This is a genomic window from Neorhizobium sp. BT27B, assembly GCF_050455485.1.
In the GTDB taxonomy this organism is placed as follows: Bacteria; Pseudomonadota; Alphaproteobacteria; order Rhizobiales; family Rhizobiaceae; genus Neorhizobium.
The window spans coordinates 55,690-79,967 of sequence record NZ_JBCIYT010000005.1 but is presented as its reverse complement, the minus strand read 5'-3'; the positions used below and the strand labels follow the sequence as shown (position 1 = coordinate 79,967).

23 protein-coding genes are annotated in these 24,278 nt (G+C 59.8%); 12 read left to right on the top strand and 11 right to left on the bottom strand.

Annotated features, from left to right (window positions below; all coding sequences use genetic code 11):
* Nucleotide 1: 1 nt before the first annotated feature.
* Genes AAIH70_RS14775 through AAIH70_RS14765 form a run of 3 tightly spaced genes read left to right on the top strand, consistent with a single transcriptional unit; the run spans nt 2 to nt 2,847 of the window.
* The gene (locus tag AAIH70_RS14775; protein WP_132273922.1) at nt 2-937 is read left to right on the top strand and encodes a carbohydrate ABC transporter permease; all 936 of its coding nucleotides are present in this window, start codon (nt 2-4) and stop codon (nt 935-937) included.
* Nucleotides 938-941: 4 nt separating this feature from the next.
* Nucleotides 942-1,772 (top strand): carbohydrate ABC transporter permease, encoded by an 831-nt coding sequence (locus AAIH70_RS14770; RefSeq protein WP_132273919.1) that lies wholly within the window; start codon nt 942-944, stop codon nt 1,770-1,772.
* A gap of 4 nt (nt 1,773-1,776) precedes the next feature.
* Nucleotides 1,777-2,847, top strand: coding sequence for an ABC transporter ATP-binding protein (locus AAIH70_RS14765; protein ID WP_132273916.1), 1,071 nt, complete (start codon nt 1,777-1,779; stop codon nt 2,845-2,847).
* Between the two features lie 75 nt (nt 2,848-2,922).
* Here the strand turns inward: AAIH70_RS14765 and AAIH70_RS14760 are convergent, their stop codons facing one another.
* The 6 genes from AAIH70_RS14760 to denD all read right to left on the bottom strand — a co-directional run bounded on the left by AAIH70_RS14760 (nt 2,923) and on the right by denD (nt 9,195).
* Entirely contained in the window at nt 2,923-3,831 is a 909-nt protein-coding gene (locus tag AAIH70_RS14760) for a carbohydrate ABC transporter permease (protein WP_132273914.1), read from the bottom strand.
* 13 nt (nt 3,832-3,844) lie between these two features.
* Entirely contained in the window at nt 3,845-4,777 is a 933-nt protein-coding gene (locus AAIH70_RS14755; RefSeq protein WP_132273911.1) for a carbohydrate ABC transporter permease, read from the bottom strand.
* A gap of 69 nt (nt 4,778-4,846) precedes the next feature.
* On the bottom strand, nt 4,847-6,151 hold the full coding sequence (locus tag AAIH70_RS14750; RefSeq protein ID WP_132273908.1) for an ABC transporter substrate-binding protein: 1,305 nt from the start codon (nt 6,149-6,151) through the stop codon (nt 4,847-4,849).
* A 154-nt stretch (nt 6,152-6,305) separates the two neighbouring features.
* On the bottom strand, nt 6,306-7,373 hold the full coding sequence (locus tag AAIH70_RS14745; protein WP_132273905.1) for an ABC transporter ATP-binding protein: 1,068 nt from the start codon (nt 7,371-7,373) through the stop codon (nt 6,306-6,308).
* Nucleotides 7,374-7,441: 68 nt separating this feature from the next.
* Entirely contained in the window at nt 7,442-8,212 is a 771-nt protein-coding gene (locus AAIH70_RS14740) for an SDR family oxidoreductase (RefSeq protein ID WP_132273903.1), read from the bottom strand.
* Complete coding sequence (denD, locus tag AAIH70_RS14735; RefSeq protein WP_132273900.1) at nt 8,209-9,195, bottom strand: D-erythronate dehydrogenase; 987 nt, start codon at nt 9,193-9,195, stop codon at nt 8,209-8,211. Before denD ends, AAIH70_RS14740 begins: the two co-directional genes overlap by 4 nt.
* A 498-nt stretch (nt 9,196-9,693) precedes the next feature.
* On the opposite strand from denD, the gene AAIH70_RS14730 reads away from it, so the two are divergent.
* The 8 genes from AAIH70_RS14730 to dmeF all read left to right on the top strand — a co-directional run bounded on the left by AAIH70_RS14730 (nt 9,694) and on the right by dmeF (nt 16,601).
* Nucleotides 9,694-10,695 carry a LacI family DNA-binding transcriptional regulator gene (locus AAIH70_RS14730; RefSeq protein WP_132273897.1) on the top strand — a complete coding sequence of 334 codons (1,002 nt, stop codon included), beginning with the start codon at nt 9,694-9,696 and terminating at the stop codon, nt 10,693-10,695.
* A gap of 57 nt (nt 10,696-10,752) precedes the next feature.
* Complete coding sequence (locus AAIH70_RS14725) at nt 10,753-11,541, top strand: HpcH/HpaI aldolase family protein (protein WP_132273895.1); 789 nt, start codon at nt 10,753-10,755, stop codon at nt 11,539-11,541.
* A gap of 35 nt (nt 11,542-11,576) precedes the next feature.
* Nucleotides 11,577-13,283, top strand: coding sequence for a D-lactate dehydrogenase (gene dld / locus AAIH70_RS14720; RefSeq protein ID WP_132273892.1), 1,707 nt, complete (start codon nt 11,577-11,579; stop codon nt 13,281-13,283).
* A gap of 51 nt (nt 13,284-13,334) precedes the next feature.
* Nucleotides 13,335-14,306, top strand: coding sequence for a dihydrodipicolinate synthase family protein (locus AAIH70_RS14715; protein ID WP_132273890.1), 972 nt, complete (start codon nt 13,335-13,337; stop codon nt 14,304-14,306).
* A gap of 196 nt (nt 14,307-14,502) precedes the next feature.
* Nucleotides 14,503-14,715 carry a hypothetical protein gene (locus tag AAIH70_RS14710; RefSeq protein ID WP_132273887.1) on the top strand — a complete coding sequence of 71 codons (213 nt, stop codon included), beginning with the start codon at nt 14,503-14,505 and terminating at the stop codon, nt 14,713-14,715.
* An 87-nt stretch (nt 14,716-14,802) separates the two neighbouring features.
* Complete coding sequence (locus AAIH70_RS14705; protein ID WP_245519159.1) at nt 14,803-15,096, top strand: hypothetical protein; 294 nt, start codon at nt 14,803-14,805, stop codon at nt 15,094-15,096.
* A 167-nt stretch (nt 15,097-15,263) separates the two neighbouring features.
* A complete protein-coding gene (gene dmeR, locus AAIH70_RS14700; protein WP_132273884.1) occupies nt 15,264-15,536 on the top strand; it encodes a Ni(II)/Co(II)-sensing transcriptional repressor DmeR in 273 nt (90 codons plus the stop codon).
* Nucleotides 15,537-15,587: 51 nt separating this feature from the next.
* Entirely contained in the window at nt 15,588-16,601 is a 1,014-nt protein-coding gene (gene dmeF, locus AAIH70_RS14695; RefSeq protein ID WP_430034499.1) for a CDF family Co(II)/Ni(II) efflux transporter DmeF, read from the top strand.
* 79 nt (nt 16,602-16,680) lie between these two features.
* Here the strand turns inward: dmeF and AAIH70_RS14690 are convergent, their stop codons facing one another.
* The 4 genes from AAIH70_RS14690 to AAIH70_RS14675 all read right to left on the bottom strand — a co-directional run bounded on the left by AAIH70_RS14690 (nt 16,681) and on the right by AAIH70_RS14675 (nt 21,875).
* Nucleotides 16,681-16,968, bottom strand: a complete 288-nt coding sequence (locus tag AAIH70_RS14690) for a hypothetical protein (RefSeq protein WP_132273879.1) — start codon at nt 16,966-16,968, stop codon at nt 16,681-16,683.
* Nucleotides 16,969-17,204: 236 nt separating this feature from the next.
* Entirely contained in the window at nt 17,205-19,313 is a 2,109-nt protein-coding gene (locus AAIH70_RS14685; protein WP_132273877.1) for a S9 family peptidase, read from the bottom strand.
* Nucleotides 19,314-19,455: 142 nt separating this feature from the next.
* A complete protein-coding gene (locus AAIH70_RS14680; protein WP_245519158.1) occupies nt 19,456-20,403 on the bottom strand; it encodes an asparaginase in 948 nt (315 codons plus the stop codon).
* Nucleotides 20,400-21,875 (bottom strand): amino acid permease, encoded by a 1,476-nt coding sequence (locus AAIH70_RS14675; protein WP_245519157.1) that lies wholly within the window; start codon nt 21,873-21,875, stop codon nt 20,400-20,402. The genes AAIH70_RS14680 and AAIH70_RS14675 overlap by 4 nt, the downstream gene beginning before the upstream one ends.
* Before the next feature lie 240 nt (nt 21,876-22,115).
* Here AAIH70_RS14675 and AAIH70_RS14670 point away from each other — a divergent pair, with 240 nt between their 5' ends.
* Nucleotides 22,116-23,549 carry an aspartate ammonia-lyase gene (locus tag AAIH70_RS14670; protein ID WP_430034496.1) on the top strand — a complete coding sequence of 478 codons (1,434 nt, stop codon included), beginning with the start codon at nt 22,116-22,118 and terminating at the stop codon, nt 23,547-23,549.
* On the opposite strand, the gene AAIH70_RS14665 is transcribed toward AAIH70_RS14670, so the two are convergent.
* Nucleotides 23,521-24,234, bottom strand: coding sequence for a FadR/GntR family transcriptional regulator (locus AAIH70_RS14665; protein WP_132273869.1), 714 nt, complete (start codon nt 24,232-24,234; stop codon nt 23,521-23,523). The genes AAIH70_RS14670 and AAIH70_RS14665 overlap by 29 nt on opposite strands.
* Nucleotides 24,235-24,278: the final 44 nt, after the last annotated feature.

The following is a 24,278-nucleotide window of genomic DNA, read 5'->3' as shown; positions in this document are numbered from 1 at the left end:
GATGTCCATGACCGCCGACGTCTATGATCGTCGCCAGGATCGCAGGCCGTGGCAAAAGCGCCTTGCTGATGCCTCCGAGCCTTATCTTTACAGCGCACCGGCGCTGATCCTCATCATCGTTGTCATGCTGGTGCCGCTGGTCGTCGGCATTTCCTATGCGTTTCGCGATATCCAGCTGCTCAATCCGTTTTCCGGCGGTTTCATCGGGCTCGAGCATTTCGAAACCCTGTCGAAGGACAAGGCGTTTTATGTCGCTTTGAAAAACACGCTGTGGTGGACAGGCGCGTCGGTCTTCCTGCAATTTGCCTTCGGCCTCATTCTGGCGCTTCTGCTCGACAAGCCGTTCATGGGCCGTGGTCTCGTTCAGGCATTGGTGTTTTTGCCATGGGCGGTGCCGTCGTTTCTGGCCGGCCTCAACTGGGCATGGCTGTTCAATCCGGTCATCGGGCCGATCCCGCACTGGCTGTTCGATCTCGGCCTGATGAGCCAGCCCGGCAACATCCTGTCCGATCCGCAATATGCGATGTGGGGACCGATCATCGCCAATGTCTGGTGGGGCATTCCCTTCTTCGCCATCACGCTTCTGGCCGCACTTCAATCGATCCCGCGTGATCTTTATGAAGCGGCCTCCATCGATGGCGCCTCATGGTTTCAGCGTTTCTGGTCGATCACGCTGCCGTTTCTGGCGCCGACCATCGCCATCACCGTTCTGCTGCGCACCGTGTGGATTTCCAACTTTGCCGATCTGATCGTCGTCATGACCGGTGGCGGACCTGCTGACCGCACCCAGATCGTTGCCAGCTATATCTTCACCCAGGCCTTCAAGGCGCTCGATTTCGGGTATGCCTCGGCGATCGCGCTGGTGCTGCTGGTGCTGCTTCTGGCCTATTCGATGCTGATCATCCTGCTGCGGCAGACATTGCTGAACAAGGGGTGACACCATGAGAACGCCGCTTCTTCCGACCACCGCGCATCGTCTGGCCATCCTCGCCTACGTCGTTTTCGCGCTCTTTCCGCTCTACTGGCTGTTCAAGGTTTCGCTGACGCCGAACGACCTTCTCTATTCAGAAGGCGTGCGCATGTGGCCGTCGCGGACCACATGGGAACATTATTCCTTCGTATTGCAGCACAGCGCTTTTCCGACATTTTTCAAGAACAGCCTGATCGTCTCAGGCTCCACCGCCATCATCGTGACGATCTGCGCATCGCTCTCCGGTTACGCGCTTTCCCGCTTCAGCTTCCGTGCCAAATACTGGATCGTCGGGCTGATGCTCCTGACGCAGATGTTTCCGCTGGTCATGCTGGTGGCGCCGATCTTCAAGATTTTGACGCCGCTCGGTCTCACCAACAGTTTGACGGGGCTGATTGTCGTCTACACCGCCTTCAACGTGCCCTTCGCGACGTTTCTGATGCAGTCCTTCTTCGACGGCATTCCAAAGGATCTCGAAGAAGCGGCGATGATCGATGGCGCCACGAAGTTCACGGCGTTCCGGGAAATCATCCTGCCGCTGACTTTGCCCGGCATCGCCGCGACACTCGGTTTCGTTTTCACCGCCGCATGGAGCGAACTGCTGTTCGCGCTGATGCTGATCAACGGCAACAATGCCGCCACCTTCCCGGTCGGGTTGCTGACCTTCGTTTCCAAATTCTCGGTGGACTTTGGACAGATGATGGCGGCAGGCGTGCTCGCGCTCGTCCCGGCCGCTCTCTTCTTCCTGCTCATCCAGCGCTACCTCGTCCAGGGCCTGACGGCCGGCGCGGTCAAGGGGTAATCATATGGCTTCGATCGATATCCAGAACGTCAAGAAGGCCTATGGCCACGTGCAGGTGCTGCACGACATCGACCTGCAGATCAAGGACGGCGAGTTCGTCGTGCTGGTCGGCCCGTCCGGCTGCGGCAAGTCCACGCTTTTGCGCATGATCGCCGGGCTGGAGGGCGTAACCGATGGCGAGATGCGCATTGACGGCAAGCGCGTCAACGAGCTTCATCCGAAGGACCGCGACATCGCCATGGTGTTCCAGTCCTATGCGCTCTATCCGCACATGAATGTTGCCGGCAACATGAGCTACAGCCTCAAGCTCAGAAAGATCGCCAAGGAAAAGATCGCCAGCGTGGTGGCGGGTGCCGCTGCAAAACTCGGTCTTGAACCGCTGCTGGAGCGCCGTCCTAAGGCGCTTTCCGGTGGCCAGCGTCAGCGCGTCGCCATGGGCCGCGCCATCGTGCGCCAACCGAAGGCGTTCCTGTTCGATGAGCCTTTGTCGAACCTCGATGCCCGCCTGCGCGAGCAGATGCGCGCAGAAATCAAGAAAATGCATGGCGACCTCAAGGCCACCTCGATCTACGTCACCCACGACCAGATCGAGGCAATGACCCTGGCGGACCGGATCGTCGCCATGCATGGCGGGGTGGTCCAGCAGGTGGGGGCTCCGCTGGAGTTGTACGACCGTCCCGCCAACCTCTTTGTCGCCGGTTTCATCGGCTCCCCGGGCATGAATTTTCTCGACGCAACCTATGCCAACGGCAGTGTGACGCTGAAGGATGGAACCGTCATCGCCCTGCCGGCACCTTTGGCGGTTGCCGATGGCGCCAAGGTGACCGTCGGCATTCGGCCGGAACATGTGGTGATGGGCGGCGAGGGCTCAGGCATGGCGGCCAGTGTCGATCTGGTCGAGCCAACCGGTTTCGGCATCATCCTGCATCTCTCCTTGCATGGACTGGCGTTCAAGGTGTTCACGCTGGATCGTGCGGCCTTGTCGGCGGGGCCGAGCGTTCACGTGTCATTTCCGCCGAGACACCTTCATGTCTTTGACGACACGGGTGACCGCTGCGTGGCACCGACTGCCTGATAAAAACGAATGCCGCGCAGGAGAGACCTCTTGCGCGGCAATCAGGGGACGACATTTCTCGCTATTCGCTATTCGCTACTCCTTCACCGCCCCGGTCATCGACGACACGTAATAGTCGACGAAGAACGAGTAGAGGATCACCACCGGCAGAGACCCGAACAGCGCGCCCGCCATAAGCGAACCCCATTCAAAAACGTCGCCACGCACCAGTTCGGTTAACACGCCGACCGGGATCGTCTTGTTTTCCGACGACTGGATGAAGGTGAGCGCGTAGATGAATTCGTTCCATGACAGCGTGAAGGCAAAAATGCCGGCCGAGATCAGGCCCGGCACCGCCAGCGGCAGGATGATCTTGACGAGAATCTGCCAGCGGCTTGCGCCATCCACCAGCGCGCTTTCCTCCAGCTCGAACGGGATCGAGCGGAAGTAACCCATCAGCAGCCAGGTGCAGAAGGGAATGAGGAAGGTGGGATAAGTGAAGATCAGCGCCAGCCGGCTGTCATAGATGCCCAGCTTGAAGACGATGAAGGCGAGCGGGATGAACAGGATGGATGGCGGGATCAGGTAGGCGAGAAAGATGACGAGACCCACCTGCCGCGAACCGGTGAACCGGATGCGCTCGATGGCATAGGCGCCGAGGACGGAGGCGACCAGCGACAACGCGGTCGAGCCGACCGCCACCAGCATCGTGTTCCACAGCCAGCCCGGATAGGAGGTTTCGAAAAACAGATATTTGATATGGTCGAGCGTGGCGCCGACCACCCAGAACGGGCTGTAATTGTTGTAATCGGTCAGCTGGTCATTGGGTTTTACCGCCGTGATCGCCATCCAGTAGAACGGGAAAAGCAGCACGAAGGTGAACACCGCCATCGGCAGATAGAGCATGACGATACGCCGGGGCAGGCGGTTGAGATAACTCATGCCCTCGGCATTGTCAGTCAGCACATCATCGGTGGGGCGGGTGGTTGTGGTTTGTGTGGTCATGTGTTCGTTTCCCTCAATCCTGTCCGCCCTGCTGCCATTTGCGGCGTTGCAGGCCAAAAAAGCTGAACATGATGGCGGCCAGCAGGAAGGGCACCATGGCAACGGCGATCGCTGCACCTTCGCCCAGTTGCCCGCCGGGAATGCCGCGCTGGAAGGACAGGGTCGCCATCAGATGCGTGGCATTGACCGGGCCGCCCTTGGTCAGCACGTAGATCAGCTGGAAATCGGTGAAGGTGAACAGCACCGAAAAGGTCATCACCACGGCGATGATCGGCGTCAGCATCGGCAGCGTCACATAGCGGAACCGCTGCCAGCCGCTGGCGCCATCGAGCGATGCGGCTTCCTGCAACGAGGCGGGGATGGTCTGCAGGCCTGCGAGAAGCGAGATTGCCACGAACGGGATGCCGCGCCAGACATTGGCCAGGATCACCGAAATGCGGGCATTGGTGGCATCGCCGAGGAAATTGATCGGGCTGTCGATCATGCCCATCTGCATCAGCGACCACGAGATAATCGAGAACTGCGCATCATAGATCCACCAGAAGGCCAGCGCCGAAAGAACCGTCGGCACCACCCAGGGGAGGAGAATGACGGCGCGAAAAAAGGATTTGAACGGCAGATGCTGGTTGAGCAGCAGCGCCAGCCAGAGGCCAAGTGCGAATTTCAGCACCGAGGCGACGAAGGTGTAGAGCACGGTGTTGAACACCGACAGCCAGAACACGTCGTCTTCCATCAGGAACTGGTAGTTTTCCAGCCCGATGAAAATGCCGTCACGACCGATCTTTGTATCGGTGAAGCCTAGCCAGACGCCGAGGCCGAGCGGATAGGTGAGAAAACACAAAAGAAAGATCGCTGCCGGCAGCATGAACAGGGCGCCGAGCACATTGTTGTTCTGCAAGAGCGAGGTGAACGGCCCTCGCGTTTCCTTGGTAATCACCGTCGCCATGACAAACCTCCTGATAGGGAACGGCGGCACGCCGGTTAAGGCGTGCCGCGTGACTGTCACAAGGTCGGATCAGACGCGGTAATAACGGTTGGCCCGACGTTCGGCCTCCTTCATCGCGTCTTCCGGCGAGCGCTGGCCGGTGACGGCGGCGGCAAACATGTCGACCAGAACATAATCGGCCATGGTGGCGGCCGAGGCATAACCGAGCGGGCCGGCATAACCGTTGGGCCGCAGGGTTTCCGACGCGCGCGAATAGGGCGCGTGGATCGGGTCCGCTGTCCAGATCGGGTTCTTGGCGAAGGATTTCAGTGCCTGGCAGCAATAGGCGCTGGAGCCGGTCAGCCACGCGTTCATCTGGTCAGCCTCCATCATGAACTTGATATAGGCCTTGGCCGCTTCAGGATATTTGGTGTGCTTGAACAGCAGCAGCGAACTGGTCTGGTGCAGTTCCACGCTCTTGCCGACCGGGCCGATCGGAAAGTTGGTGGTGCGGATATCGGCGGCGATCTCCGCCAGTTTCGGGTCGCCCTTGGCGGTGTAATAGACAGACACGCCATTGGCGATCAGCGATACCTGGCCGGCAAGGAAGGCGCGGTTGTTGTTGACGTCCTGCCAGCTTTCCGTGCCCGGAATGAAGGTGGCGTAGAGTTCCTTGGCATAGTTGATCGCGGCCAGCGTTTCGGGGCTGTTGATCGTCACCTTGCCATCAGCATCAACCATCTGCGCGCCGTGGCTCCACAACAGCCAATGCGCATAATTGTTGCCGTCGCCGACGGCCTTGCCGTGCGGGAAGCCGGCCGGCGTGCCCTTGGCCTTCATCGCCTTGCACAATTCGAGGAAACCGGCCGTATCCTTCGGGAACTCGTTGAATCCGGCCGCCTTCACATGGCTGTCGCGGTAAACGACGGCATTGCCGATGGCGGCCAGCGGCATGGCGATGAACTGGTCGCCACGGGCGGCATAGCCGCGCATGCCGTCATACCAGCCACCGTATTTGCCGCCGAGATAGTTGGCGAGCTCGGTGAGATCCACCAGCTTGTCCGGATACTGGTGGGCATCGTCGAACCAGCACATCACCAGATCCGGGCCGGAGCCGACATTGGCGGCAACGGCGGCCTTGGGGCGAATGTCCTCCCAGCTTTCCTTGTCGACACGGACTTCGACACCGGTGGCCTCGGTGAATTTTTTGGTATTGGCGAGCCATGCCTCTTCGTCGCCCTTCACGAACGGCGTCCAGCGCAAAAGCCTCAAGCTCGCGCCGCTTTCCGGCTTGTAGGCCGGTTCGGCCTGCGCGAATGACGGGCGGATGCCCAAACCCGCGACACCGGCAGTGGCGGCGGTTGCTGCGAGAAAGTCACGTCTTCTGATCGTCATGATATTCCTCCTCCAAAACACGGGTCGAAAATCCCCCGGCATCCACTGTCCCGCTTGGTGAATGGCGGCCCTTGCATTCTCGGTTACGGAATGCGCCGACGAGGATGGTGAAACGGGAAGGCTCCTCTTCCTGCCCGTGGCCATCCGCGCGGTATCAGTCGGTCAATCTCTTTCCGCTTTCCACATCGAAGAGGTGAACATGAGTGGCATCGATCGACACGCGCAGCGTTTCGCCCGGCTTGGCGCCGACACGTTCGCGAAACACGCAATTGGCTTCCGTGCCGCCCAGCCGCACGATGAGATGCGTCTCATAACCGGTCGGTTCGATCACCACGATCTCGACCGGGATGCCGTTTGCATCGAGCGCTATATATTCCGGGCGCAGGCCGTAGATCAGGTCGCGGCCGAGCGCTTCGGCCGGTGCGTTGGCAACCGGCAGAACGGTGCCGTCGGTGGCGATGAAGCGGCTGCGATCCTGCGGGTCGAGCTTGCCCTTGATCATGTTCATGGCCGGCGAGCCGATGAAGCCGGCAACGAACAGGTTGGCCGGCTGGTCATACAGATCGAGCGGGCTGCCGATCTGCTCGACCACGCCGTCATGCATGACGACGATCTTGTCCGCCATGGTCATCGCCTCGATCTGGTCGTGGGTGACATAGACCGTGGTGGTCTTCAGCCGCTGGTGCAGTTCCTTGATTTCGGCGCGCATGGCGACGCGCAGTTTGGCGTCGAGGTTGGAGAGCGGTTCGTCGAACAGAAACACTTTTGGATCACGCACGATGGCGCGGCCCATGGCGACACGCTGGCGCTGGCCGCCGGACAACTGGCGCGGATAGCGCTCCAGCAGCTTGTCGAGGCCCAGAATGCCGGCGGCATATTTGACGCGTTTGTCGGCCTCCGCCTTCGGCGCCTTGTTGAGCATCAGCGAAAACGCCATGTTCTGCTCCACCGTCATATGCGGATAGAGCGCGTAGTTCTGGAACACCATGGCGATGTCGCGTTCCTTGGGCGGCAGCGTGTTGACCACCTTGCCGCCGATGCTGATCTGGCCGCCGGAAATGTTTTCAAGCCCTGCCAGCATGCGCAGCAGAGTGGATTTTCCGCAGCCGGAGGGGCCGACGAGGATGACGAATTCGCCATCGGCGATCTCGATGTCCACACCCTTGATGACCGGAAATGCGCCGAACGATTTGCGGACATCGGTGAATTGAACGTCTGCCATGCTCCCTCCCTGGGTATGTTATGAAGTCCCGTCTCTAGTCTCTGCGTATGCGATCGGTCGACTGTGGTTCAGCCGCGCCCGACAAACGGCATCTTTGTCGCCATCACGGTCATCGTCAGCACATTGGCTTCGAGCGGCAGGCTTGCCATGTAGACGACGGCATTGGCGATATGGCTGGCATCGATGGTCGGCTCGACGGCGATATCGCCGTTTGCCTGCATCACACCCTTCGCCATTTTTCGGGTCATCTCCGTCGAGGCATTGCCGATATCGATCTGGCCGCAGGCGATGTCGAAATGGCGGCCATCGAGGGCGGTCGATTTGGTCAGCCCGGTGATGGCGTGTTTGGTGGCCGTATAGGGGGCTGTATTGGGGCGCGGCGCGGTGGCCGAGATCGAGCCGTTGTTGATGATACGGCCGCCGCGCGGCGCCTGCGCCTTCATCAGCCGGAACGCCTGCTGGGTGCAAAGAAATGCCCCGGTGAGGTTGGCAGCGACGATGGCGTTCCAGTCCTCGAAGGACAGTTCCTCCATGGGCACGTTGGGCACGTTGATGCCGGCATTGTTCACCAGAAGGTCGAGCCTGCCATAGATGTTCGAAATCCTGTCGAACAGGGTCCGCACCGAGTTGGGATCTCCGACGTCGGCGGTGACTGCTATGAACTCGGCGCCCGTTTCGTTTGCCAGTTCCGTCGCGGCGGATTTGAGCACGTCCTCGCGCCGGCCGGAGATGACCACCTTGTAGCCGGCATCGCCGAGCGCCTTGGCAATGGCGCGCCCGACACCGGTCCCGCCACCCGTTACCAACGCAATCTGTCCGCTTTTATTCCCTGCCGTCATAAAACTCTGCCTTCCAGTTCGTCTTCGATATGCGCCTGCACGATCTCGTCGAAACTCGCCTCCGCCTTGAAGCCGAGGCTCGAAGCCCGCCGAGCATCGAATTGCGTCGCCCATCCGGCGACGATGCGCTCGATAACCGGATCCGGTTCGCGGCGGATCAGCGCCACCGCCTTGTCGCCAGCAAAGCGGCGCAGCGCCTCGATCTCATCGGCCACGAGAGCGGAAAGGCCCGGCATGGTGAGGTTTCGCCGTGGGCCGATTTTGGCGGTGTCGATGGTTGCCGCATGCACGAAAAAGCCGACAGCCGCGCGCGGGCTGGCAAACCAGTGACGCACCTGATCACTGACCGGCAGGATTGCCGGCTGGCCGACCAGCGGCTCGCGCAGAATATTGGAAAAGAAGCCCGATGCCGCCTTGTTCGGCGCGCCCGGCCGCACGCAGATGGTCGGCAGGCGAATGCCGATGCCGTCGAAAATGCCACGGCGCGAATAGTCGGCGAGCAGCAGTTCGGCGATCGCCTTCTGTGTGCCGTAACTGGTCAGCGGCGTGGTGAAAAACTCGTCGGGGATGATGTCGGGGAAAGGTGTGCCGAATACGGCAATCGATGAGGCGAAGACGAAACGCGGCACATAAGGCTGTTTCAAACCTTCATGGCGGATCGCTTCGAACAGGGCGCGTGTGCCATCGAGATTGACGGAATAACCTTTGTCGAAATCGGCTTCCGCTTCGCCCGAGACGATGGCGGCGAGATGAAAGATCAGGTCCGGGCGTGTGGCGATCAGTGTCGGGGCAATCGTCGCATCGGCGAGATCGGCGGTCTGCACCGTGGTGATCGACTGTAGGCTGGTCGGAACCGGCGGCTGAAAGGCATCCACAAGCGTCAGCCGGCTGATCTCTGCACCCAGCACCTGCGGACTGGCGGCTATCCTGTCGACCAACTTGCGGCCGACCATGCCTGCCGCACCCAAAATCATCACATGCATTCCGGCTTCTCCTCCCAGTGACGCCGTTGATATTTCCGTCCGATGGTTCGCTCCTCACTTCGAACCGCCGGATGACTATTGCTGCATTCCACACGCTCCATGCAACTTCTGGATCGGGCCAGCTTGCAACGATTTGGCCAAGCCCGCAATCGAACATAAGTTTGATATTGCCGGCGCGGATGATGGTGGTGGTCTGGATGCATTATCGACAGGACCGACGCTGTCGCCGGCTCTGACATGGTATTTTGAAACTAAAAGATGATGCCGCGAGCCATTCAAATGACCGGCGGGAAATGTCGTCTTTCCAGCATCCTGCACGGCGTATCCTCCCCAGGAGCCACACAAGTTCAGGCACCATGATAACGGTACCGGTATCGGTAACATGGGCGATTTTGTGCATTTATGTCAAGTGGAGAGAGTTTTCTCCAGCGCATAAAAGTCCTATGACTGTTTGTGCCGCCGACGCGCGGCCTCTACAATTTCGAGGATCTTTCCGGCATGCGCAGATCCACTCTGGAAGAAGTTGCAGCTCTTGCCGGCGTCAGCAAGATGACGGCGTCGCGGGCGCTGCGCGGCGCCTCCGACGTTGCGCCGGAAACGGGTGAACGTGTGCGGCAGGCGGCGAAAAGCTTGAGTTATGTCGGCAACCGGCTGGCGCTTTCCCTGTCTTCCCAGCGCACCAATCTTGTCGCCGTGGTTGTGCCGAGCATGTCCAATACCGTGTTCCCCGAAGTGCTTTCCGGGATCACCACCGGGCTGGAAGGCTCGGGCATGCAGGCGGTATTCGGCATTTCCGATTATGACACCGACAAGGAGCGCGACATCATTCGCGACATGTTGTCGTGGCAGCCCTCAGCGATCATCGTGACCGGTCTCGACCAGCCGGAAGAGACCGTGCGTATGCTGAAACTGGCCGATATCCCGGTTATCCAGCTGATGGATCTCGATGGCACGCCGGTGGATTTTAATGTCGGCCTGTCGCATGGGGATGCCGGCCGCGACATGGCCGTGGCGCTTCTGGCAGCCGGGCGCAAAAAGATTGCCTATGTCGGCAGTGCGCTTGAAAAGGATCTGCGGGCGGTGAAGCGTAAATCGGCCTTTGCCAAGGTTCTGGCAGCGCAGGGTCTGGCTTTTGCCGCCGAGCAGCTCGATGACGACTTTTCCTCCATCGCACTCGGCAAGCGGCTGACGACGCGCCTCATCGCGGCAAAACCGGATATCGATTGTATCTATTATTCCAATGATGACATGGCGGCCGGCGGGCTTTTCGCGTGCATGGAGCATGGCATTGCCGTTCCATCGCAGATCGTGCTTGCCGGCTTTAACGGGCTGGATCTGACGGATAGTTTGCCGGCACCGATCGCCACGAGCAAATCGCCCAGGCGGGCGATGGGCGAGGCGGCGGCGAGACTGATCACCGATGCGATGGCAAACGGCGGCGTTTCGGGACCGAAGACGATCGTGTTCAAGCCGCCGATTATCGGCTTGGGCGTGGCTTGAGAAATCGCCTTTTCAGGCGTTGAATGAACAGCATTTCGAGGAGTTGATGGGAGCGACATGACCGAGAATGGGTTCAAGACAGCGATTGGCAAGCATCAGAAACAGTTCGGACTTTGGCTTTCCACCGGGGAGGCCACGGTTGCCGATATCGTCGGACGCACCGGTTTCGACTGGCTGGTGATCGATGGCGAACACGGGCCGAACGACCTGCGCAGCATCATGCGGCAGTTGCAGGTTCTCGATGGCTTGCCCGTCGAGCCGGTTGTGCGGCCGCCGGTCGGTTCGAAGTGGATGATCAAGCAACTGCTCGATATCGGCGCCCGCACACTGCTGATCCCGATGGTGAACACGCCGGAAGAGGCAGCGGAATGCGTGCGCTCCGTGCGTTATCCTCCCAATGGCGACCGCGGCATGGGAGCGATCGTTGCCCGCGCCTCGCGTTACGGCACGATTGCCGATTATGCCGCAAAGGCGAGCGACGAAATTTGCCTGCTGGTGCAGGTGGAAACGAAGGAGGCGCTGGAAAACCTGGAGGCGATCGCCAGAACCGATGGTGTCGATGGTGTCTTCATCGGCCCGGCCGATCTTTCCGCCGATATGGGTTATCCGCTGAAAAGCGACGAGGTCCTGTCGGCGATCGATGCGGCCATCGAAACCATCATCGCCGCCGGCAAGCCGGCCGGTATTCTCACCTTCGATGAAGAACTCAACCGGCGCTTTATCGCAAAGGGAGCGTCCTTCGTGGCCGTCGGTGCCGATCTGACGGTTCTTCTGACGAGCCTCACCTCGCTCGCCAACCGCTACAAGGATGGGGACGCTTCGCAGCCGATGGTAAGCAGTTATTAGGCCACGCGCTGTGCTGGGGTGGAGGCCCGAAACGGATGGATGATCTTCTTGAAAAACTGCGCGATGCCGTCGGAAAGCGGCATTGCCTGACGGGTGACACCGCAACCCGGCGTTTCCGGCAGGGTTATCGTTACGGGGGAGGAGGCGCCTTCGCGGTGGTGCGGCCGGGCACGCTGGTGGAAATGTGGCGGGCCTTGCAGGCCTGCCATCAGGCCGGTGTCGTGATCATCATGCAGGCGGCCAATACCGGTTTGACCGGCGGATCGACACCGGTGCCGGAAGGGTATGGCCGCCCGGTCGTGGTCATCAACACGCTGCGTCTTCGCCGGCTTGATCTCGTCAATGGCGGAGAGCAGGTGGTTTCGCATCCGGGCGTCACGCTCGACCAGCTGGAAAAGGCGCTGAGGCCGATCGGTCGCGAGCCGCATTCGGTGATCGGTTCCAGTTGCATCGGCGCCTCCGTGACCGGCGGCGTGTGCAACAATTCCGGTGGTGCGCTTATCCGGCGCGGTCCCGCCTTCACGCAGTTCGCGCTTTATGCCCGCGTCGATGCGAATGGCGAACTGCATCTGGTCAACAATCTCGGCATATCGCTGGGCGAAGCTCCTGAAGATATTCTGCGGCGGCTTGACGAGGGTCGGTTCGACGAAAGCGATATCGTCGAGGTCTCGAACCTGCATGCCTCCGATCATGAATATTGCGACCATGTGCGCGACATCTCGGCAGACACGCCGGCGCGCTTCAATGCCGATCCGCGGCGTCTCTACGAGGCTTCCGGTTCGGCTGGCAAGCTGGCCGTCTTTGCGCTGCGGCTCGATACGTTTGCTGCCGAAGAGGAGACGCAGGTCTTCTATATCGGCAGCAACGATCCGGCCGAACTCGAAACCATCCGGCGTGACATTCTGGGAGGTTTTGCAAACCTGCCGATTGCCGGTGAATACATGCACCGTTCCGCCTATGATGCCAGCGGGCGTTACGGCAAGGATCTGTTCCTCTATATTCAGGCCTTTGGCACGGACAAGGTGCCGCTGGCCTTCGCGTGGAAAAGCCGGTTCGATGGCGTGACGGAAAAGCTCGGGTTCGGCGGTACCGTCAGTGACCGGATCCTGCAATTCGTTTTCGACCGAATGCCCAACCATCTGCCGCGCCGCATGAACGATTATCGTGACCGCTACGAACATCATCTCCTGCTGAAGATGGGCGATGCCGGTATCGACGAGGCGCGCGCCTATCTCGCCGCCCGTTTTCCCTCGGCAAACGGCGATTATTTCGAATGCGACGAGAAGGAAGGCAAGGCGGCGCTGCTCAACCGCTTCTCCGTCGGTGGCGCCATTGTGCGCTATCGTGCCGTACATCCAAAAACGGTGGAGGATATCGTCGCGCTCGATATCGCGCTGCCGCGCAATACGCTCGACTGGTTCGAGATACTGCCGTCGGAGATTTCGCAAAAGATCGAATTCACCATGTATTGCGGCCACTTCTTCTGCCACGTCCTGCATCAGGAATATCTTGTGAAAAAGGGCGAGGATTGCGACGCGATCAAGCACGAGATCCTGGCGTTGCTGGAAGCGCGGGGTGCCAAATATCCGGCCGAGCACAATGTTGGCCATCTTTATGAGGCGGCCGAAAGCCTGAAAGCATTCTACCGCGAGCTTGATCCGACCAACACATTCAATCCCGGCATAGGCAAGACGTCGCTCAATCTCGACTGGAAAGATGCCGGTTATTTCGCCCAGTCTTGAGGTTGCAAAGACCCATGATGGCTATGGGAAAACTATGCGGCTCTCTGCCACATGGTCTCGCTTTCCTATGTGGATGAGGATTATGCCGTGCCGCTTGAACAGGAGCGGGAGATGCGGATGCGCGGGCGATTATCGAATATCAGAACGGCGACGGCGCTGGCAACGCCATTCGATGGTGCCGGGATTGACCGTGCCGGTTTGATGACCGCGATCGACCGGCAGGTGCTTGCGGGCGTAGATGGTGTCATCGTCTGTGATGTGACCGGTGAGGGATATTCGCTGACTGATGCCGAGCGCGATATCGTGCTTTCGACCTGCCTAGAGCAAGCCGGAGGCCGTCTTGCCGTAATCGCTGCCACCGGTACTTACGGCACTGCGCGCAGCATCGCACTGACGCAGCGCGCGCAACAGCTCGGCGCCGATGGCCTGCTCGTTACCGTTCCCTATTATTCAAAACCGACCAAGGCCGGTGTCGCCAATCACTTGCGCAGCATTGCCGATGCCACCCACTTGCCGATCATCATCGATGACGATCCGCAGCGGACAGTCATCGAAGGCGGGGCGACGCTCCTCTCGGCGCTGATGGACGTGGAGAATATTGTTGGTATTCGCCACGGCGCGGGGCGTCTTTTGGCATTTGTGCATCTCGATCCCGTTTTGCGCCGTCGGTATCATCATTATTGCGGCGACGAGGTCGATGTGCCCGCGTTTCTCGCCTGTGGTGGGCATGGTGTCGTGTCGCCCGCCGGCAATCTGTTCCCCTTTCTGCTGGCGGCAATGGGGCGTGGATTTCCCGGTGCGTCCGCCCGGTTCGCGCAGCAGATGGCGGCGCTGCTACTGGCGACCGGCGGCCAGTGGGATGCGTCCGCCATAAAGGCGGCCGGTGCCATTCTCTGGGGCAGTGCCGATGCCGTGCGGCTGCCGCTGGTCGGGATCGACGCCGAGATGCGCGATGCGTTGCAACGGTTGCTGGCCAGCCATGAAGCACCTGTCGAGGAATGCAGATCGCCGGTCGTTGCCTGAGCCGAACGCGAGGCAAATGGCCGGCTCGATCGCGTTTGCCCGCATTCCTATGAAACGCCAACATCTTCGCAGCGACCCTCCAATCGAAAACATATGACTGGGCGCATACCTTCCAGACTGCACACCGCAGCAAATGCATAGGCAAGCCGAATTGCAGGATTTTTGAAAGGGTGTGCAGGACATGGAGTATGAAACGATGAACAGCAAAATGCTTTCCCATCAGCTGGCCCGTCCCCATCACCAGCGCCGTCGTCTTGCGCCGGTCGTGAGTCGTGATGTTGTCCGTCGGGCTCCGGCTGTGATTGCCGATGAGGCCGCCCGTCAGACCGACTGGCAGGCGTTTGTGCGCCTCGCGGTCGTGCTGATCGTGACCGGCCTCGCCACAGCGGTTCTGCATTCGATGCAATAGAGCGCCGCGCGTTCAATCGGGTCCGAAAGCGACGCCGACTGTTTGAAACACCTTAACCGAATGCCTTTTCAGGAAGGAACTTCTCCCATGGGCAAAGCAATGATGCATGACAATCCGGCCACATTTTCGGGCGTCCGCTTCACAGTCGGTCGCGACAAGAAAGGGTGCTGGATCGTGCAGGACCGGGACGGACTGGTCGGCGGCATTTTTCGCGATCGGGCTTCGGCCGTGCATTTTGCAATGTTTGAAAGTGATCACCAGCCGGGCGCCGTCTGCTGCCTGCCCGATGGTGCAATCGCTTCCGGCGCTGAACAAGCTGCACTCAATGTCGGCAGCCGCAATCGGCTATCGTCTGATCGCCCCGCCTTCCGTCTCGTGTGAGCAAGAGTGCGCGCGCTGCTGCTGGTCGGTGGCATTACACTGGCGGCTGTCCTGCTGACGACATTGAGCAATCTCTGACGATTTCCCTGCAAGGGCGCCAAGCGGCGCCCTTCTTGCATCTGTTCGACTGTCAATATAGGGTAGCCCCCTATAGTAATGAGGCCATCATGTCGCACACCATTCGGGAACAGGCAAAGCTTTTGGCGCGGGTACGGCGCATGAAGGGACAGATGGAGGCCGTCGAGCGGGCGCTTGAGGCGGAAGCTCCTTGCGGACAGATCCTGCAGCAACTGGCATCGATCCGTGGTGCCCTTTCGGGCCTGACCGGCGAGGTGATGGAAGATCATCTGCGCGAACACGTCCTGCATGCCGAAAGCGAAAAGGAGCGTGCCGCCGCCGTTGATGAACTGGCGGAAGCGCTCAGAACCTACATTCGCTGAAAATTACGGAATTCGACGGCGGCGCAGCTATTCAGGCAAAAGGAAAATGCCATGTCCCTATCGACGGACGCAATGGAACACGAGCACGTCTTTCTCGGTCGCGATCATGATCGCAACGAGCGACGTGTGTGGGCGGTCATCGCACTCACCACGGCAATGATGGTGGCGGAAATCATCGCCGGCACGATTTATGGTTCGATGGCGCTGCTGGCCGATGGCTGGCATATGTCCACGCATGCTGGCGCCATGCTAATTGCCGCCGTCGCTTATCTCGTGGCGCGAAAACAGGCGCGCAACCGCGATTTCACCTTCGGCACCGGCAAACTCGGGGACCTGGCCGGTTTTGCCAGCGCCATCGTACTGGGCCTGATAGCGCTGTTGATCGCCTGGGAAAGCGTGCTGCGCCTCGCCAATCCGGTCGCCATCGATTTCAGTCAGGCCATTCTGGTCGCCACGCTTGGTCTGGGCGTCAATCTTGTCAGTGCGTGGTTGCTGAAGGATGATCACGCGCATCATGGCCACCATCACGGCGATGCGCATCTCCACGATCACGATCACGATCACGATCACGATCATGCGCATGACCACCACCATGATCACGGGCATGCTCATCAGCATCATGGGCATGTTGCTCACGCCGGCAAGGACAACAATCTGCGCGCTGCCTATCTGCATGTGCTGGCGGATGCGCTCACCTCGGTTCTGGCAATCGTGGCGCTGGCCCTTGGCAATCTTTACGGCTGGACATGGCTCGACCCGATCATGGGTGTCGTCGGTGGTCTGGTCATTGCCCGCTGGTCGTGGGGGCTGGTGCGCGTGACGTCCGGCGTGCTTCTCGATGCGCTTCCGCAAGCAAAGGCGATGTCGAAGGAAATCCGCACACGGATGGAGAACGAAGGTGATCGTGTCACCGATCTGCATATCTGGCAGGTTGGCCCCGGTCACCATGCCGCGATCATCGCAATCTCCGCGGAAAACCCGCGCGCTCCGGCTTTTTACAAGGAAAAGCTGAAGGCGATGGAGGGGCTATCCCATGTGACCGTGGAAGTGTCGCCGCAGGCGTGAGGCAAAAAGAAAAGGTGTGCTGCGATCCGCCAATCGCAACACACCTTCGCCCTCGTGAGTCTTGTCAATCCGACCGAAATCAATTGTAGTCGGAGAATTCCTGATAGGCGCCCTCTACCCATTCAATCGACGGAGCGGCCGTCTGCATGAGAGGAGTATCGCTGTCGTCATCGTATTCGCTGCTTCCTTCGACAGCCCACAGTGCGCTGGCAAGAGAGCTCGACAGAAGTGTACTGCTGCCCGTCAGTGCAAATGCAGAGCGTTGGCGTGCTTCGACTTCTCGCTGCGGGACTTCCTCGGTCGTTCGGTCAATCTCGTATGACCGATGGGAGTAGCCATATCCGCTCAGTCCGCTGTCTATTTTCATGCGGTCTGTTCCGTTTCTGGTTCCGTTAACCAATAGTTAACAAGGGAACCTTGCGCGGAGCTTGCGTTTTAGCGGATGCGAAAATGAAAAACCGCTGCTTTACGCCGTTTTTCCGGATTTTTGAATGGTTTCAAAAGAATTATTGTGCGGCGCACAAATTAGAAAAAGCGTCGTGAAAAGATCGGCAAGCTGATGCAGCCGCCCAAAGGGCAGGCGGCCGCACCAAAACCATGAACTTACATCTTGCCGGCGACCTTGATGGCGAATGCATATTCGAAGGCGATTTCTTCCAGTCGCTGGAATCGTCCCGATTTGCCGCCATGGCCGGCTGCCATGTTGGTTTTAAGCAGGATCGGCGCCGTTCCGGTCGTGTTTTCCCGCAGCTTCGCCACCCATTTGGTCGGTTCCCAGTAGGTCACGCGCGGATCGGTGAGGCCGGAGATGGCCAGAATCGGCGGGTAGGCGCGGCCGGTGACGTTGTCGTAAGGCGAATAGGCCGCGATCCAGCGGTATTCCTCTTCCGAATCGATCGGGTTGCCCCATTCAGGCCATTCCGGTGGGGTCAGCGGCAGTGTGTCGTCGAGCATCGTGGTCAGAACGTCAACGAAAGGCACGGCGGCGATGATACCGGCGAACTTTTCCGGTGCCATGTTGGCGATTGCGCCCATCAGCATGCCGCCGGCAGAGCCACCTTCCGCGATAATCCGGTCATAGGCCGTGAACCCGGTCGCCACGAGATGATCGGCGGCGGCAATGAAGTCCTTGAAGGTGTTCTGCTTGTTCTCCATCTTGCCGTCTTCGTACCAGGCAAAACCCTTGTCCTTGCCGCCGCGGATATGGGCGATGGCGTAGACGATGCCACGGTCGGCGAGCGACAGGGCATTGGTCGAGAACGAGGCCGGGATGGTCATGCCATAGGCGCCGTAACCGTAAAGCAGGCAGGGCGATGAACCGTCGAGCGGCGTGCCCTTCTTGTAGAGAAGCGAAACCGGCACCAGTTCGCCGTCATGGGCGGGTGCCATGACACGACGGGTGACATAGTCATCCGGGTTGTGACCGGACGGAATTTCCTGGGTCTTCAGCAGCGTGCGCTCACGCGTGACCATGTTGTAGTCAAACAGCTGCGTCGGCGTCGTCATCGACGAATAGGAGAAACGGATCGTGTCTGTTTCGTATTCGGCCGCACCGGACAGGCCGAGCGAATAGGCTTCCTCGTCGAAGGCGATCGCATGTTCTTCGCCAGAGATACGGTCGCGGATGACGATCTGCGGCAGGCCCTGCATGCGCTGCAACCAGATCAGATGGCGTGCATAGGCCATATGCGAAATGATCAGCCGGCCCGGCTCATGCGGCACGACTTCCTTCCAGTTGGCCTTGACAGGTTCGGAAGCCGGAGCCTCGACGATCTTGAAATCCTTGGCGTCACCGTCATTGGTGAGGATGTAGAAGACGTCACCGCCTTCGGTCATCGAATATTCGATACCTTCTTCGCGTTCCGCCACCAGCTTTGGCTCGGCGGTCAAATCGGAGGTCGGGATCAGCCGGTATTCGGACGTTTCATGGTCGTGGATGTCGATATAGATGAAGTCGTCGAGCAGCGATCCGCCGACGCCCATGAAAAAGCCGGGATCCTTCTCTTCGAACACCAGCCGGTCTTCCGACTGTTTCTGGCCGACGATATGGTGAAACACTTTTGACGGACGGTGGTTCTCGTCCTGCAGCGTGTAGAAGAAGCTCTTGCCATCGGGAGCCCAGACGCCACCGCCTGCCGTGTTTTCGATGACGTCGTCCAGATCTTCACCGGTGCCAAGGTCGCGGATGCGCAGGGTGAAATATTCGGAACCCTTGTCGTCGTAACCCCAGATACCTCTGGCGTGATCGGTCGTGTGGTCAATGCCGGCGAGGCGGAAATAATCCTTGTTCGCCGCTTCCTTGTCGCCATCAAGCAGTGTCTGCTTTTCACCGCCATCGCGGGGCGTGCGGAAATAGTGCGGCTGCTCGCCGCCGGTAACGAACAGCGAGCCATAGGCAAACGGTCCGTCCTTCATCGGTACGGAACTGTCGTCTTCCTTGATGCGGCCGCGCATTTCGGCAAACAGGGCCTTCTGCAGATCGGCGGTGTCGCCGAGTGCCGCTTCCATATAGGTGTTTTCGGCCTCGAGGTGCTTGCGGATTTCCGGATCCAGCAGGCTCGGATCCTTGAACATCGCCTGCCAGTTGTCGGCGCGCAGCCAGGCATAATCGTCGGTGCGGGTAATGCCGTGATGGGTGTCGCTGACAGACTTCTTTGGCGCGATGGGGGCGACAGGAAGGTTGGCGAAAGGCGATTTCGGGGAGGCGGCCAAGAAAACACTCCGGATTGTATAAGGGAGTGCCAGAGATAGGCGCCGGAGTGCGGCGAAGCAAGCGGCGGATAAATCTAACTTATGCTTGCCTTGCCAATGGTAAATTCCCGTTCAGTTTCATGCAGCGGTACCAGATGAAGCGTTACGCGACAGACTGCGCAAACGCTTCGCTGATGGTCTCGCCGGTCGCGCCTGCCGCAACAAGGCTGGCGAGCAGTATTCTCGCCTGACCGGGGCGCAGATTGTGCGACAGCACCGCACCCGCCTGGGCAAGATCATGGCCGCCGCCGCCGCCGCCATAGGTCGATGTCAGCCCGCCCTGCGGAACACGGCTCGATGTCACGACGGGGATCTGTTTTGCAATGCACCGTTTTGAGGCTTCAACCACCGACGATGTGGCATTGCCGGAACCCAGTGCTGCCAGAACGATGCCTTTCGCACCCGTTGCCAGGCTGTGGTCCAGAAACGTGCCGTCACCACCCGGATAGACGGTGATGATATCGATCCGTACCGCGCTCACATCTGCCGGCAGATGCAGTATGGGGTTTTGCACCGGCATCGATTGCCGGAAGGCGTCGCCGTTATCGGTGGCGTGCTTGTAAAGCCCCCAGGCCGGATGAATCTTTCCGCCAAAGCAGACCAGCACGCCGCGTCTGGTGTTGGGATGATCGACAGCGGCACGCACGGCTGCTGCCAGATTGGCCGGGCCGTCCGTGCGCTCGTCATCGGCCGTAAACTGCGCGCCGGTCAGAACGACCGGCTTGGTCAACTGGTGCTGCAATTGCAAAAGCAGCGCCGTCTCTTCCATGGCGTCGGTTCCATGCAGAACGACGATGCCATCGATGAGCGGGTCCCTGATCAGCAGGCCGACGGCATTGCTGATTGCCTGCATGTCGGCAAGCGTCAGGCTGGCCGAATCCTTTGCCATCAGATCGATGACTTTCAGATCGACGCCCGCATCCGGGATCAGGCCGATGAGGCTGTCGCCATCGAGGCTCGGGCGGCTGACGCCGTCCGAGTCCCGCTGGCTGGCAATGGTGCCGCCGGTGGTGACAATCGCCACCAACGGCTTTTTCTCGAATGCGATCACAATGCGGTCCCATCTGTCACGGCCGTCTGTTTGGCGGCGTTTTCGGCTGCGACTGCTGTAATGCGGTCACGCGCCAGATACCAGCCGATGATCAGGGCCGGGATGATTATGATCAGCGAGCCCATCGTCCAGCTGCCGACCGGATAATCCAGTGCCATCAGCACCAGCACGCTGAACAGGAAGACAAGCGTGATGATGCCGGTATAGGGGGCGCCGAACATGGCAAAATCCGGCCGCTGCATCTTGCCCTTCTTTGCAAGGCTCCAGAGCTTCAGTTGGCACAACACGATCACGGCCCAGGCGCTGATGATGCCCAGTGCCGCAAGGTTAAGCGCGATCTCGAAAGCCATTGCGGGCACGATGGCATTGAGGACGATGCCGATGGCCGTCACTGCAGCGGTGACAGCGATGCCGCGATAAGGCACGCCGGCCTTGTTCATCTTGGCAAGTGCCGCCGGAGCGGAGCCGGACACGGCCATCGAATGCAGGATGCGTCCGGTCGAATAGAGGCCGGCATTGAGTGACGAAAGGACGGCCGTCAGCACCACGAGGTTCATGATGACATCGGCGCCCTGAATGCCGATCGCGCCGAAGAACGTCACGAACGGGCTCTCGCCTGCCTTGTAGGCGCTATAGGGCAGGAGCAGCGAAAGCAGCACGACCGAGCCGACGTAAAACACCAGCAGGCGTGCGACGACGGTGCGGATGGCGCGCGGCATGATCTTGCGCGGATCTTCGGTTTCGCCGGCAGTGGTGCCGATCAGCTCGATCGAGGCATAGGCGAAGATCACGCCCTGAATGATCACGAAGGCGGGCAATATGCCGTTGGGCAGAAAACCGCCATTGTCGGTGATGACGCTGAAGCCGGTGACATGGCCTTCGATCGGCGTGCCGAAGATGACGAAGTAGACGCCGACGATCAGGAAGATTGAAAGCGCCAGAACCTTGATGAGGCTGAACCAGAATTCCAGTTCGCCAAACACCTTGACCGACAGCATGTTCATGGCCAGCACGACCAGCAGCGCGACAAGCGCGAACACCCATTGGTCGATGCCGACAAGAAAGGGCACGTACTGCTTGAAGAAGTTCATGTAGAGGGCGACGGCGGTGACATCGGCCACGGCGGTCATCGCCCAGTTCAGCCAGTACATCCAGCCGACGGCGAAGGCCATTTTCTCGCCGTAGAATTCACGGGCGTAGGATACGAACGAGCCCGAGGTCGGGCGGTGCATGATCAGTTCGCCAAGCGCGCGCAGAACCAGAAACGCAAAGAAGCCGCAGATCGCGTAAACGAAGATGAGCGCGGGACCGGCCGCGGCCAGACGGCCGCCGGCGCCGAGAAAGAGGCCGGTACCGATGGCGCCGCCAATGGCGATCATCTGGATCTGGCGCGGTTTGAGGGCCTTCTGGTAACCAAGCTCCTCGGCAAACTCGATGCCTTTTTCAGCCTTGGCCTGTATCGATTTATCCACTGAAACGCTCCTCCCTAGAGCTTCCACATCCTTTGCCGGTGAGGCCGGATGTTGTTCGATCATGCGTTTGTTTCGTCGTGAAGCCTGTAATGCTGTAATACAGATTTTGCTTTCATAGTGCCAGGATCATGGTTTCGTCAAGTTTGATGAAATTCATTTGACGGTTTTGCAAGGAGAGGAGTAGGTATTTAAATCTGTCATACAGCATGACAGATTTAAATAGGGTGGAGGATGCCGGAGATGGCAACACGCATTGAGAAGGACCTGCTGGGTCCGAAGGAAATTCCACAGGATGCCTATTGGGGTGTCCATACGGCGAGGGCGGTCGACAACTTTCCGATCACCGGCATCACGGTCAGCCGGTATGCGCATGTCATTCGCGGATTGGCCTATGTGAAGGAAGCGGCGGCCGAGGCCAATCATGAACTCGGTTTTCTCGATGAAGCGCGCCGCGATGCTATCGTGGCCGCATGCCGGGAGATTCGGGCAGGCGCCTTGCACGATCAGTTCGTGGTCGATGTCATTCAGGGCGGGGCCGGCACATCCACCAACATGAACGCCAACGAAGTCATCGCCAACCGTGCTCTCGAGCTGCTTGGTCACGCCAAGGGTGACTACGGCCACCTTCATCCGAACGACCACGTCAACCTCAGCCAATCCACCAACGACGCCTATCCGACAGCCATCAATGTTGGCACGATCGAAGCCATCGATCAGCTGGCAGCGTCGATGGAATTCCTGCAGGCGGCTTTCGAGCGCAAGGCAAAGGAATTCGATGCCATCCTGAAGGTCGGCCGCACGCAGCTGCAGGATGCCGTACCGATGACGCTTGGTCAGGAGTTTCGCGTGTTTGCGGTGATGCTTGGTGAGGACCGGGCGCGTCTGCTGGAATCCGCAGCGCTGCTGCACGAGATCAACCTCGGCGCAACTGCGATCGGCACGGGCCTCAACGCCCCTGCAGGCTACGCGGCGCTGGCCTGCCAGCACCTCGTCCGCCTGACAGGCCGTCCGCTTACCACTGCGGCCGACCTCATCGAGGCCACGCAGGATCCGGGCGCATTCGTGCATCTCTCCGGTGTTCTGAAGCGGGTCGCCGTAAAGCTCTCCAAGACCTGCAATGACCTGCGTCTCTTGTCATCCGGCCCGCGCGCCGGCATCGGTGAGATCAACCTGCCGCCAATGCAGGCGGGATCCAGCATCATGCCGGGCAAGGTCAATCCGGTGATCCCCGAAGTTGTCAATCAGGTGGCATTCTCGGTGATCGGCAATGACATCACCATCACGATGGCGGCTGAAGCCGGTCAGCTTCAGCTCAACGCATTCGAACCGGTGATCGTGCGCTCTCTTAGCGACAGCATTGCCCATCTCGATTCGGCCTGCCGGATACTCGCAGAACGCTGCGTCGATGGCATCACGGCCAATCCGGGCATCATGGCCCTGCGTCTGGAGCAGTCGCTCGGCCTAGCAACCGCACTCAATCCGCTGATCGGTTATTATGCCGCCACCGAGGTTGCCCGCGAGGCGCTCGCAACCGGTCGAACGATTGTCGAGGTTGTGCTTGAACGCGGTTATCTGACCGTCGAGCAGCTGGACAAGGCTTTGCGTCCGGAAGTTCTGGCCAATGTTCAGCCGTCTGTAGAGAAGCTCAACGAAGCGTCTGGTTTGCCCCGATAATATCGGTCACAACCTGCTTGACCTGCCCCAGATGAATTTCCATGGCTCGCGAGGCATCCTCTTGCGAGCCTGCATCGACGGCGATGGCAATGGCCCGATGCTCGCGATTGGAGGCCAGACGGCGGCTGGCCATCATGTTGACCAGTTCCGATTGCTGCATCAGGGCATCGCGGGCGTCGGTGACGATCTTTTCGAAGACGGCATTGCCGGATGCTTTTGCCAGCAGCATGTGAAATTCCGAATCGAGCGTGACCCACCGGTGCGGGTCTTCCTCGGCGTCCATGTCGTCGCACAGTTGCAACATGCTGCTTGCCTGCTGCGCGCTGCGGCGCAGTGCGGCCCAGCCGGCGGCAGGCACTTCGATGAACGGGCGGGCCTCGATGAGGTCGCGCGCGGAATACCCGCTATAGCTGAGATTGGCTGAAGGCGCCGACGTGGTCACGAACGTGCCGCTGCCGGTGCGTGTTTGCGTCATGCCGAGTGTCTGCAGGGATCGCAGCGCCTCGCGGATGACCGGACGGCTTACGCCATAACTTTTTGCGAGATGCGTTTCGGATGGCAGGCGTGTGCCGACCTCGATACGGCCGGAGACAATTGCAGAGCGCAATTCATCGAATACCGCCTCAGCCGCGTTCTTGCGGCTGATCGGGCTATTTTCCGACAACCAGTCAGCCATTTCATTCATGTCCGCAAACTGTCCGATGGCCGGACGGTTGTCAATTGCCGAGG

What these genes read in the sequence shown, in the direction of transcription:
- AAIH70_RS14775 (WP_132273922.1), top strand. Translation starts at nt 2, where the DNA reads ATGTCCATGACCGCCGACGTCTATGATCGTCGCCAGGATCGCAGGCCG.
- AAIH70_RS14770 (WP_132273919.1), top strand. Translation starts at nt 942, where the DNA reads ATGAGAACGCCGCTTCTTCCGACCACCGCGCATCGTCTGGCCATCCTC.
- AAIH70_RS14765 (WP_132273916.1), top strand. Translation starts at nt 1,777, where the DNA reads ATGGCTTCGATCGATATCCAGAACGTCAAGAAGGCCTATGGCCACGTG.
- AAIH70_RS14760 (WP_132273914.1), bottom strand. Translation starts at nt 3,831, where the DNA reads ATGACCACACAAACCACAACCACCCGCCCCACCGATGATGTGCTGACT.
- AAIH70_RS14755 (WP_132273911.1), bottom strand. Translation starts at nt 4,777, where the DNA reads ATGGCGACGGTGATTACCAAGGAAACGCGAGGGCCGTTCACCTCGCTC.
- AAIH70_RS14750 (WP_132273908.1), bottom strand. Translation starts at nt 6,151, where the DNA reads ATGACGATCAGAAGACGTGACTTTCTCGCAGCAACCGCCGCCACTGCC.
- AAIH70_RS14745 (WP_132273905.1), bottom strand. Translation starts at nt 7,373, where the DNA reads ATGGCAGACGTTCAATTCACCGATGTCCGCAAATCGTTCGGCGCATTT.
- AAIH70_RS14740 (WP_132273903.1), bottom strand. Translation starts at nt 8,212, where the DNA reads ATGACGGCAGGGAATAAAAGCGGACAGATTGCGTTGGTAACGGGTGGC.
- denD (WP_132273900.1), bottom strand. Translation starts at nt 9,195, where the DNA reads ATGCATGTGATGATTTTGGGTGCGGCAGGCATGGTCGGCCGCAAGTTG.
- AAIH70_RS14730 (WP_132273897.1), top strand. Translation starts at nt 9,694, where the DNA reads ATGCGCAGATCCACTCTGGAAGAAGTTGCAGCTCTTGCCGGCGTCAGC.
- AAIH70_RS14725 (WP_132273895.1), top strand. Translation starts at nt 10,753, where the DNA reads ATGACCGAGAATGGGTTCAAGACAGCGATTGGCAAGCATCAGAAACAG.
- dld (WP_132273892.1), top strand. Translation starts at nt 11,577, where the DNA reads ATGGATGATCTTCTTGAAAAACTGCGCGATGCCGTCGGAAAGCGGCAT.
- AAIH70_RS14715 (WP_132273890.1), top strand. Translation starts at nt 13,335, where the DNA reads ATGGTCTCGCTTTCCTATGTGGATGAGGATTATGCCGTGCCGCTTGAA.
- AAIH70_RS14710 (WP_132273887.1), top strand. Translation starts at nt 14,503, where the DNA reads ATGAACAGCAAAATGCTTTCCCATCAGCTGGCCCGTCCCCATCACCAG.
- AAIH70_RS14705 (WP_245519159.1), top strand. Translation starts at nt 14,803, where the DNA reads ATGGGCAAAGCAATGATGCATGACAATCCGGCCACATTTTCGGGCGTC.
- dmeR (WP_132273884.1), top strand. Translation starts at nt 15,264, where the DNA reads ATGTCGCACACCATTCGGGAACAGGCAAAGCTTTTGGCGCGGGTACGG.
- dmeF (WP_430034499.1), top strand. Translation starts at nt 15,588, where the DNA reads ATGTCCCTATCGACGGACGCAATGGAACACGAGCACGTCTTTCTCGGT.
- AAIH70_RS14690 (WP_132273879.1), bottom strand. Translation starts at nt 16,968, where the DNA reads ATGAAAATAGACAGCGGACTGAGCGGATATGGCTACTCCCATCGGTCA.
- AAIH70_RS14670 (WP_430034496.1), top strand. Translation starts at nt 22,116, where the DNA reads ATGGCAACACGCATTGAGAAGGACCTGCTGGGTCCGAAGGAAATTCCA.
- AAIH70_RS14665 (WP_132273869.1), bottom strand. Translation starts at nt 24,234, where the DNA reads ATGAATGAAATGGCTGACTGGTTGTCGGAAAATAGCCCGATCAGCCGC.